This is a genomic window from Asticcacaulis sp. (assembly GCF_020217185.1).
Taxonomy (GTDB): domain Bacteria; phylum Pseudomonadota; class Alphaproteobacteria; order Caulobacterales; family Caulobacteraceae; genus Asticcacaulis.
Window position 1 is genome coordinate 1 of the sequence record NZ_JAIWNX010000139.1, and the last position, 10000, is coordinate 10000.

The following is a 10000-nucleotide window of genomic DNA, read 5'->3' on the forward strand; positions in this document are numbered from 1 at the left end:
ATCCTTTGGCCGCAAAGCCCTGACATTAGAGCATATTTCGTTCATTTAAGCCTTTTTTTGCGGACCGATTTTATGGACTATCTGATTGCCTTGTTTCTCGGTTTCGTCGAAGGCCTGACCGAATATATTCCCGTCTCCTCGACCGGCCACCTGCTGCTTCTGTCGCATTTTCTGGGCTTTGAGTCCCCCAGCAACACCTTCGCCGTGCTGATCCAGTTGGGCGCCGTGCTCGCCCTGCTGAGCCTCTATTTCAACAAGCTGTGGAACGTGCTGATCACCCTGCCGACCTCGCCGGAATCGCGTGGGTTTGCGGTGTCTATTCTTGTGGCCTTCTTTCCGGCGCTGGTGATTGGCGTGCTGGCCCACGACTTCATCAAGAGCGTGCTGTTCGAAAGCCCGCGCCTGATCTGCCTCAGCCTGATCGTCGGCGGCATCATCCTGTGGCTGGTGGACAGGTACGCGCCGACGCCGGACAAGGGCGACGCCTTCCGGTTGGATTTCAGGACCTCGCTGATCATCGGCGTGTTTCAGTGTCTGGCCATGATCCCCGGCATGTCGCGCTCAGGCTCGACCCTGATCGGGGCCATGCTGTGCCGCGTCGAAAAGAAGGCGGCGGCGGAGTTTTCCTTCTTCCTCGCCATGCCGACCATGCTGGGGGCCTTTACCTATGACGTGTACAAGACCCATAACCAGATGAATTTTAATGATTTAGGGCTGGTCGCCGTAGGTTTTGTCGCGGCCTTTGTGACGGCGCTGATTGTCGTCAAGGCGGTGCTGAACTTCGTGGCGAAGAACGGTTACGGCATCTTCGCCATCTGGCGCATTGTGGTCGGCGGCCTCGGCCTGATCCTGCTGTCGCTGGGGTATTGATCCCAAGATTTTGCTTTACAGACCCTTATTGTTTTGCGTCCACTCTGTATCAAACGTCGCTATCTGTACCCCGCACGGGCAGCGGCCAAAAAACAGACGAGGACGCTCACCGTGCTGGAAATCGACATAGACCCTGACCGCAAGCTGATGACCTTTCGGGTCCTTGGCGAAATCGACAGTGCGCGTCTCACCGACCTGATCATCGAGGGCTATAAGGCCAACCGTTCCGCCTGGACCTATCGCCGCATCTTCGATTACCGCCGCGCGACGGGGCTTTATGACTATGGCGAGGTGGAGCGGCTGCTGGCGTGGTGGCACGGCGAAACGGCCGGCATGGACATCTGTAACAAGGTGGCCGTCATCACCAACGAAGTGCTGTTTGAAGTGCGCGCCCGCGTCTTTGACGAAGCCTATACGCACGGGCAGATCCTGACCTTTGACCGCACCTCCAGGGCGCTGGAATGGCTCGATTCCGTAGCGCCTGCGGAGTCGCGGCCATAAAAAACCCTCCGGCGCAACCGGAGGGTTTTTCTCAAACTATCCTGACCGCCTCAGCCCGCGTATTCGGCGAACTGACCGTTCTTGCGGAAGCGCCACAGATAGGACGGCACCACCGACTCCACAGCCGTCGGCACGATGCCCAGCTCACGCAGGCCCGGCAGCTTGCCCGACGCCACATTGTCCTTTTGCAGCAGCAGCACCTGATCCGACGTCAGCAGCGGCTTGATCAGCAGCGAGCTGATATCACCGACCAGACCGATCAGGCTGGCCGCCGCGAACGGCATCCAGACGAGGGCGCGTGGCGATTGAATCTCTTCGCCGACATATTTGATCAGCTCGTTGAAGGTGAAGGTTTCCGGCCCGCCCAGCTCAAAGGTCTGACCCGCAAAGGCCGGATTGCCCAGCGTATCGGCAATGGCGCGCGCCACGTCGCCGACATAGACCGGCTGGAACTTCGTCTTGCCGCCACCGATGGAGGGCATGACCGGGAAGGTCTTGATCTGCTCAGCCAGACCGGTGAAGAAGCCGTCCTGCGGCCCGAAAATCACCGACGGGCGCACGATCACAGCCGCAGGAATGGCGGCGCGCACGGCCTCTTCGGCCTTGCCCTTGGTCGAGGCGTATTTGGATGAGGATTTGGCATCGGCCCCCAGCGCCGACATCTGCACAAAATCGCTGATGCCGAGCTTCGCGGCCCCTTCGGCAATGGCTTTCGAAGCGGCGCGGTGCACGGCGTCGAACGAGGCGCCCGGCGTCTGATACAGAATGCCGACCAGATTGACCACCGCCGACGCGCCGTTAAGCGCGGCCTGCACATCGGCCTCCTTGCGCACATCGCAGCGCACGACCTGAATCTGCCCCACGGTCCCCAGCGGCTTGAGATCGTAGGCGTAGGTCGGCTTGCGCACGGCGACGCGCACGCGCCAGCCCTTTTGCGCCAGCGCACGGACGACCTGCTTGCCGACAAAGCCCGACCCGCCGAACACGGTGACCAGTCTGGAGGACAGTTGAGACATGATGGAAACCTCGGATGCGCGGATGCCTTTGGGGCGGCACCCCTTTGTAAACCCTCAATTAGCGCATGGGCTTGTGCGTCGCAATCCCTGACGGGCACAGCGTCCGCCATTTTCCGCGCAGTCACCTGTGGAAATGTAAAAAACTTTCAAAAAGGCCATTGACCTGCCCCGGCCTTCTCTGTATTCCACCGGCCTCCGGTCGCAAGATCGGAACGCAGCCTGATTATAAGTGCCCAGGTGGCGGAATTGGTAGACGCGCTGGTTTCAGGTACCAGTGGCTTAACGGTCGTGGAGGTTCGAGTCCTCTCTTGGGCACCAATCACTTATCCGGCAATGTCCGGTGCTGTTTGAAAATTCTTTAAAAATCTGATAGATTTAGCGGTATCCCTCCGGGGGATATCCGCATGAATCCGTCTGCATCCGGGGCTTTTGGGGGTATCGCTGGGGGTACGACCTGAAAAATACCCCCATGCCGACGGATCATACCCCCAAATGCCCCTTTCAGACGCGGCGGTGCGTACCGCAAAGCCCAAAGAAAAGCCTTATAAGCTAACGGATGGCGGCGGGCTTTTTCTTCTCGTCACCCCGTCCGGCGGAAAGCTCTGGCGGTTCAAATATCGTTTCAACGGGGCAGAAAAGTTGCTGGCGTTGGGGGTATATCCAGAAATCGGCCTCAAACAGGCGCGGGAGCGTCATAACGAGGCGAAAAAGCTCTTAGCCAATGGCGTTGATCCGAATGCCGACAAAAAGCGGCAGGCCCTCGCTGCGACCCTCTCCTCCAATAACACCTTCGACAGTATCGCCGCCGAATTTATCGAACTGAAAGAGCGTGAGGGGTTATCGCAGGCCACTCTGGTCAAACAAAAATGGTTCCGGTCGCAGATGCAGGCCGGTATTGGTGATCGTCCGGTGGCTGAAATCGAGCCTATGGAGGTTCTGGCCGCGCTCAAAGTCATCGAAAAGCGCGGCAATTACGAAACGTCGAAGCGGTGCCGGGCATTTGCTGATCGTGTTTTCCGATATGCGATCATAACGGGGCGGGCAAAGACCAATCCGGCGGCAGGGTTGGGGGATGCGCTCATTTCCGGCAAGGTAAAGCACCACGCCGCGATCATCGACCCCAAGGGCGTAGGCGAACTGCTGCGCGGTATAGAGGCTTATCAGGGTAGTATCCTGACCAAGCTGTCTATGAAGATGCTCGCCCATGTGTTCGTGCGTCCCGGTGAGCTTCGCCATGCCGAATGGTCGGAAATCGACTTCGACCGCTCTGTTTGGGTGATACCAGCGGCGAAGATGAAAATGCGCTCTGACCATGCGGTTCCGCTATCGCGGCAGGTACTGGCCATTCTGGAAGAGGCCAAGGCGCTGCGGATCGGCAATAGTCGCTATGTGTTTCCTTCACTGGTGTCTGCGCTGAAACCTATGTCGGAAAACACTGTCAATATGGGGCTGCGTCGTCTGGGCTATACAAATGAGGAAATGACCGCTCACGGCTTCCGCAGCACTGCTAGCACCCTCCTGAATGAATCGGGAAAATGGAGCGCTGACGCGATCGAGCGGTCTTTGGCGCACAAAGACAGCGATGCGATTCGCAGCATTTACCACCGTGGCAAACACTGGGATGAGCGCGTGTTGATGGCGCAATGGTGGTCCGATCACCTAGACGACCTCAAATCTCACCCCCTTAGCAAATCACCGTGAAGCAAACGCTAAACGTCGCTTCACGGTGCTACGCGCAAGATAATCTTGCAAATTTGCCTTTGCAAGATTATCTTGCGCGTGAGAGGGCACTAACATGACAACCATATCGATTGGTCCACGAGTTCAGTATTGGCGAGAGAAGCGAAATCTGACTCAAACGGATGTCGCAGTTCGCTTAGGCATCAAAGATAGGCAGACGATCTCCGCAATAGAAACCGGCGAGCGGCAGATCAAAGCTGACGAGTTGCTTGGGATTCTTCAGGTGCTTGGCGTTACGTTGGATGATTTAACTAATCCATTCAAGCTCTTGGGAGAGGGCTCCTTTAATTGGAGGCAGCATGGGCTTCCAATTGATCGACTAGCTCGCTATGAGGAGACGGCAGGGAGTTGGATCGCGATATACAGGCATTACGCGGCCACACTGGGTATAAAGCCGCCCTTGCGACGGCCTAAACTCCCGCTGAGTTCTTCCGCTTCTTATGAACAAGCGATGGAAGCAGGAGAGCGCGTATGTAGTGAGCTGGAGTTGGGTCCGGTTCCTGCTGACCGTCTAATCACGGCGATGGAAGAAAAGTATGGCATTCTCGTTCTGATGGTTGATGCCGAAGAAGGTATCTCCGGTGCTGCCTGCCGGTTGCCCGAGATCGATGCTATTTTGGTGAATAGGCGCGAAGTAATTGGTCGCCGTAATTTTGACCTAGCGCATGAATTGTTCCACATAATGACGTGGGAACAAATGCCTCCTGCTAGATTCGAGGATACATCGAAAAAGACGAAGGATCGGGTTGAGCGCTTGGCGGATAATTTTGCAGGTGCATTACTCATGCCTGTAAACATCCTCATTCGATTCGGTGAATGGACCCATCTTGGTTCCGCTGAACTTGTACGCAAGTTAAATGAAACTGCTGATGAGCTACGGGTAACAGCAAAAGCATTGAAATGGCGTCTCTTTGCGCTGAAAATGCTAAAGGAAACGTTCGTTAGCGTATTAGATGACGCGTTAATCCGCAATAACGGCCGACTGAAGTCTGAAGACGAGGTTCCATCATTATTTTCCAAAAAATTCAATGAATTAATTGCCAAGGTGCTTGACCTTGGGTTGTTGTCCCGGCGTAGGGCAGCACAGGAATTATCCGTAGAATTACACGAACTTGATCAATTGCTTCTGCCCTACAGCGCAGCATTGGCTGAAAGCGTGTGATATGCCGAAGCACAAGGGCCCAATTCTCTTAGACAATAATGCAATCGGAGACGCAGTTGATCTGAATAAGTGGAAGGCTTTAGTCGGGGCGTACAAACATCAGTTGCATACCGTCAGAACTGTCTCTGAGGAAGCTGGTAGTTACTTTGCAAAGCTGTCCAAAAGGGAGGAATTGATGGTGTCTCTTGGAAACCTAAGCGTCCATGAGGTCACTGACGCAGATAGAGTTGGATTGCATTTAGCCATACCAGGGGTCACTTTAGATGCCGGTGAAAGAGACCTCTGGGCTCACGCGCGAAAGAGACAAGACGCATGGATACTGTGTGGGCCAGACAAAGCCAGTGTAAGGGCTGCTATTAAGCTAGGCCTCCAAGATCGTTTGATTTCACTGGAGGAACTTTTAACCGATGCGGGAATTTCAACGAAAGGACTGCCGGACAGTCAAACTAAAAAGTGGTTAGATCAAGCTAAAAATAAAATTCTATTTTCAAGTATATAAAGCGAAATATTAACTATATTTAACAATATTCACTTTAATATCAGGTTCGTTTATTTCGGATTAAAATTTTTTATCGTTCGTTGAAGGAAGGTTACTCTGGATTGTAGCCAAGAAAGCTCACTTTCTGTGATCTCGTAATTGGCAGAATACCTTGCCTCCACATATGCGCGCTGAAGTTTGGCGAAGCAGCGGCGTGCGAACTTATCGTCCGGCCACACGCTTCTGAGGCCCTCATTTAGCCCTTCGGCTTGTGAACGTAGGAAGCTCAAACGATGCGATTTCGGGCTGTAGAGAGTCAAGGTCAGCAAGACGCAATGATACAATGCCTCTGCCGTCTGGTGCAGATGGAAGGCCGCCATATTTGAGTTGCCACGCTCGGCGTAAAACGTCGCACCGGCTATAAACTCCTCAGCCCGGTCTATCCACTGCTCGTAATACGCGTTTGCCTCGACCTTGATCTCCTCCGGTGTCAGCGCTTTTGGTTTGGCCAGCGGATGCCCCTCAGCCTCGTACAGCATGACACCGTCCTTCACGATGTCCGAGAAAAAGGGGCGTCCACGGGCGAGCTGATCGTTCACATCGGCAAGGCTATGAACAATGAAACTCACCGGCGTCTTGAGGTCATGCGTTAGGGTGTATTCCCGCACAAACCGGTCGTCCGCCGTGCTCCAGTATTCTTGGAGGTCGGTAAATTCCTGGGTGTTGACCACCACCAGAAGATCGTAGTCCGAGCGATAGCCGGACAGACGATCTTCCACCCAGTCCCCTCGCGCATACGAGCCGAACAGGATGATTTTGAGGATGCGTCCGCCCTTGCGCTTTTCCGACAGTTTCGTCTGTGTCGCCGCCTCGAAGCTGTCGAACAGCACCTTCACCACGTGCTCAAGCTCGCGGCGTTTGATGTCCGGCAGATGGTCAAGGGCGTCAGGCAGCATGTCGGGTTCCGGTAGCGTCTCTCTATCTATAAGTGTCGCTGACTCGCCCTGCAATGCCATGTCCACGGATCAATTACGGATAGTTTTTCGGCTGTGGTGGGCTTTGAGGTCCTATCCATAGTCGTCCGTCGCTGTCGTTTTGTCGTGCGTCAGAGCGGTGGCCTGTTTGTGCGAGGCCGGATTTCCCGATCCGTGGTCAGTGCGGTTTTGGGGCCGGTGCTCGTCAGGAATTGCCTGTTTTGGTGCATTTTTTTTGGGTTTTAGGTTTGAGGGCAAGATTAAAGAAGTAGAGCCTTATGCGCCTCATGGGCGGCATAAGTCTCTGTCTGCACGTCTGTTTTTGTGAAGCACAGGTAGCGCCATTTGTGATTTCGTAGCGCCATTGTGGCGCTCTTGAATCCGCCGGGACAAATCCAATCCTTTGAGAGGGAAACGGGGTTTACCGGAGGCGGATTATGGACCGCGACGACAGGTTTGAACTGAGACCGGGCCGCATAGGCCGTGACGGCAAGGCCATGTCTCTGGGGCGTGACTTTCGCAACCGTGTGATCAAGGCTGCCAACCTCGCGCGCGGTGGTCGTGCCGTGTCCGGGAAGGCCTCCGGCTTCACCGGCGAGCGCATCGGACGCGGCAGCGGAGCCGGTGCGGTTCTGGCCTCGCGGGCCGGTGCGGTGGTGGGTGGGAGCAATGGCGGCTTTGGCCGCCGTCGCGTCATGGTCAAGGCGCGCATCGTCAGGCTGGCCGGTAAGGGACGCGGCGCGGCCATAGCCCATATGCGCTATGTGCAGCGCGACGGCGTGACCCGTTCGGGCGAGCGCGGCGAGTTGTATGATGGCCGTTCCGATGTCGCCGATGGCAAGGCCTTTCTGGAGCGCTCAGAGGGCGACCGGCATCAGTTCCGGTTTATCGTCTCCCCGGAAGACGGTCAGCAATACGAAGACCTGCGCAACGTCACCCGCCGCCTGATGACCCAGATGGAAACCGATCTGGGCACGCAACTGGACTGGGTCGCCGTGGATCACTTCAACACCGGCCACCCGCACACTCACATTCTGATCCGGGGGAAGGACGATCAGGGCAAGGACCTGATCATTGCGCGGAACTACATCACCGAAGGTATCAGGGAACGCGCCGCCGAGATTGTGGGCTTTGACCTTGGACCGAGAACGGCGCTGGAGGTGTCGCTGTCCCTCCAGCACGAGATGACCGCCAGCCGCTACACCACCATAGACAGATGGATTGAGGAAGGCCGGAACGCCGAGGGCCGTGTGCGGGCCATAGACCCAAGCCCGGAACGCCAGTCCCTGATCACGGGCCGTCTGAGGCATCTGGAAACGCTGGAGCTGGCCGCACCCGATAAGGGCGGCCTGTGGCAGGTCAGCGAGGACTTTGAGGCCGAGTTGCGCCAGCTCGGGCGGCGCGGTGACATCATCAACAGCCTGCGTCACAACCTGGCCCTCGGTGCGGACGGTCGTATGGTCGAGACGCTGCGCATCCACGACGCCGGCTACGGCATGGGGCAGGATGCCGAGGCCCATCGTGCGGCGTCTCTTTCCCATACCGAGCCCATGCCCCCCATCATCGGGCGCGTGGCACACCGTGGCCTGTACGATGAACTGGAGGACCGCCACCTGCTGGTTATCGACGGCGTGGACGGTCACACGCATGTGGTCGAGATCGGCAAGGGCGAGACGGCCCCGCAGGTGCCCACCGACGCCATTGTGCGCCTGACCCCCAAGGTTGCCCAGTTGCGCAGCGTGGATCACACCATAGCCGAGGTTGCCGCCGCCAAAGGCGGCTACTATTCCGTAGGGCTTCACATGGAGCATGACCGCAAGGCTACGATGCGCTTTGCCGAAACCCATGTGCGCCGTATCGAAGCCGTGCGCCGCGCTATGGGCGGCATCACATGGGAAGACGACTACAGTTTCAGGGTCGGACAGACCTACCGTGACACGGCACTGGCCTATGAACAGCAGAAGGTCAGCCAGAACCCGGTCAATATAGAGGTCCTGTCCCCTGAACCGCTACGCAGCCTTGAGCGGCGGGACGCATGGACATGGCTGGATAAGGAACTCACCGCACCGGAACCGACGCCGCTGGCGGACACCGGGTTTGGGAAACAGGTCAAGGGCGCAATCTACCGCCGGGTACTGTGGATGAGCGAACAGGGGCTGATCAGGTACGAGGATGGCAAGGCCTATTATCCGCGCAATCTCGAACAGCAGATGGCCGCACGCGAGCTGAAGGCCGAGGGCCAGCGTCTATCGCAGGCACTGGGCAAGACCTATGTGCAGATGCGCCCGTGGGTGGAATACAGCGGCACCCTGAAAGACAAGGTCACGCTGAACGGCGGCCAGTACGCCTTAGTCGAACGCGCGAAGGACTTTGCCCTTGTCCCGTGGCGTGACGTGCTGGAGCGGCAACGCGGCAAAGAGATCACCGGCATGATGCACGAGAACCGCAGCATCGAATGGTCATTCGGCAGGGACAGGGGGATCAGCATAGGCTTCTAACCCGCCAGCCGGTCCACTTTTTGGAGACTATTTCAACGGTAACATTTTCAGGCCGCTTAGGTCGTGATATACCTATAGCTGTCACGTCGTGACAAGAACCATCTGGTTGTTTTTGCTGGAAAGAGCGGGTGCCGGAATCATCCGCTCTTTTTCCACCACGCGCCCAATCAGGGCTTACCGCCGAGGCGCTCACGCACCCTTATCATAGTCGGCATCCATCCTGTGTCGAAGTCCCGGCCTCCGCCGACACATTGGCATTGCCCTTTCGCTGGCGCGAACCGCCCCGGACCCTCCACCACGGTCATGGCCAGCCCCGGATCACGCTGGAGAGCACTACCAACCGTCCGACTGTGTGCAGAGTGCGGCAAAACGGCATATGCGGACGGCATTGGAGCTATGAGGCCTGCACCTCAGCGATGGCATCATGGCGCTTACTCTGTGGAGGAGACGCGCCCTGATGCCCGGCACCCCAAGCCCGCCGGTTGTCCAAGCCGATCCTCCTGAACACCAGCGGACGGACAGGCCCATGAAACCCCGGCACCACCTCTACCTAGACGACGAACTGACAAACGAACTGGAGGCACTGGCCAGCAAGCCCGGTGCGTCGAAGTCGTCCATCGTAGCCGATGCGCTGCGTTCCTATTTCCGTCATCGCGCCGGTAACGCAGAGGCCAAGGCCCTGAGCCAGCGGCTTGACCGGATAGCGCAGAAGCAGGACAGCCACGCGCGCGACATCGAGGTCGTACTGGAAGCCATTGCGC

General features: G+C 57.2%; 9 protein-coding genes and 1 tRNA gene. 8 read left to right on the forward strand and 2 right to left on the reverse strand.

Features of this window, described 5'->3' with window-relative positions; genetic code table 11:
- Positions 1-72 precede the first annotated feature (72 nt).
- Positions 73-870, forward strand: coding sequence for an undecaprenyl-diphosphate phosphatase (locus tag LDL37_RS06745; protein ID WP_290795884.1), 798 nt, complete (start codon positions 73-75; stop codon positions 868-870).
- 111 nt (positions 871-981) lie between these two features.
- The gene (locus tag LDL37_RS06750) at positions 982-1371 is read left to right on the forward strand and encodes a hypothetical protein (RefSeq protein ID WP_290795886.1); all 390 of its coding nucleotides are present in this window, start codon (positions 982-984) and stop codon (positions 1369-1371) included.
- A 50-nt stretch (positions 1372-1421) separates the two neighbouring features.
- Here the strand turns inward: LDL37_RS06750 and LDL37_RS06755 are convergent, their stop codons facing one another.
- Positions 1422-2387, reverse strand: a complete 966-nt coding sequence (locus LDL37_RS06755; protein ID WP_290795888.1) for a complex I NDUFA9 subunit family protein — start codon at positions 2385-2387, stop codon at positions 1422-1424.
- A 231-nt stretch (positions 2388-2618) separates the two neighbouring features.
- Between LDL37_RS06755 and LDL37_RS06760 the strand changes: the two genes are divergently transcribed.
- The 4 genes from LDL37_RS06760 to LDL37_RS06775 all read left to right on the forward strand — a co-directional run bounded on the left by LDL37_RS06760 (position 2619) and on the right by LDL37_RS06775 (position 5788).
- Positions 2619-2705, forward strand: a tRNA-Leu gene (locus LDL37_RS06760).
- A 174-nt stretch (positions 2706-2879) separates the two neighbouring features.
- Positions 2880-4088 (forward strand): integrase arm-type DNA-binding domain-containing protein, encoded by a 1209-nt coding sequence (locus LDL37_RS06765; protein ID WP_290795890.1) that lies wholly within the window; start codon positions 2880-2882, stop codon positions 4086-4088.
- Between the two features lie 94 nt (positions 4089-4182).
- On the forward strand, positions 4183-5289 hold the full coding sequence (locus LDL37_RS06770) for an XRE family transcriptional regulator (RefSeq protein ID WP_290795893.1): 1107 nt from the start codon (positions 4183-4185) through the stop codon (positions 5287-5289).
- Position 5290: 1 nt separating this feature from the next.
- The gene (locus LDL37_RS06775) at positions 5291-5788 is read left to right on the forward strand and encodes a hypothetical protein (RefSeq protein WP_290795895.1); all 498 of its coding nucleotides are present in this window, start codon (positions 5291-5293) and stop codon (positions 5786-5788) included.
- Positions 5789-5838: 50 nt separating this feature from the next.
- Here LDL37_RS06775 and LDL37_RS06780 read toward each other — a convergent pair whose 3' ends face one another.
- A complete protein-coding gene (locus tag LDL37_RS06780; protein ID WP_290795897.1) occupies positions 5839-6723 on the reverse strand; it encodes a HEPN domain-containing protein in 885 nt (294 codons plus the stop codon).
- Between the two features lie 455 nt (positions 6724-7178).
- Here LDL37_RS06780 and LDL37_RS06785 point away from each other — a divergent pair, with 455 nt between their 5' ends.
- Both LDL37_RS06785 and LDL37_RS06790 read left to right on the forward strand, forming a co-directional pair.
- Complete coding sequence (locus tag LDL37_RS06785) at positions 7179-9239, forward strand: DUF3363 domain-containing protein (protein ID WP_290795899.1); 2061 nt, start codon at positions 7179-7181, stop codon at positions 9237-9239.
- Positions 9240-9765: 526 nt separating this feature from the next.
- Positions 9766-10000, forward strand: a 235-nt coding sequence (locus LDL37_RS06790) for a CopG family transcriptional regulator (RefSeq protein ID WP_290795901.1), incomplete at its 3' end; no start/stop codon positions are given.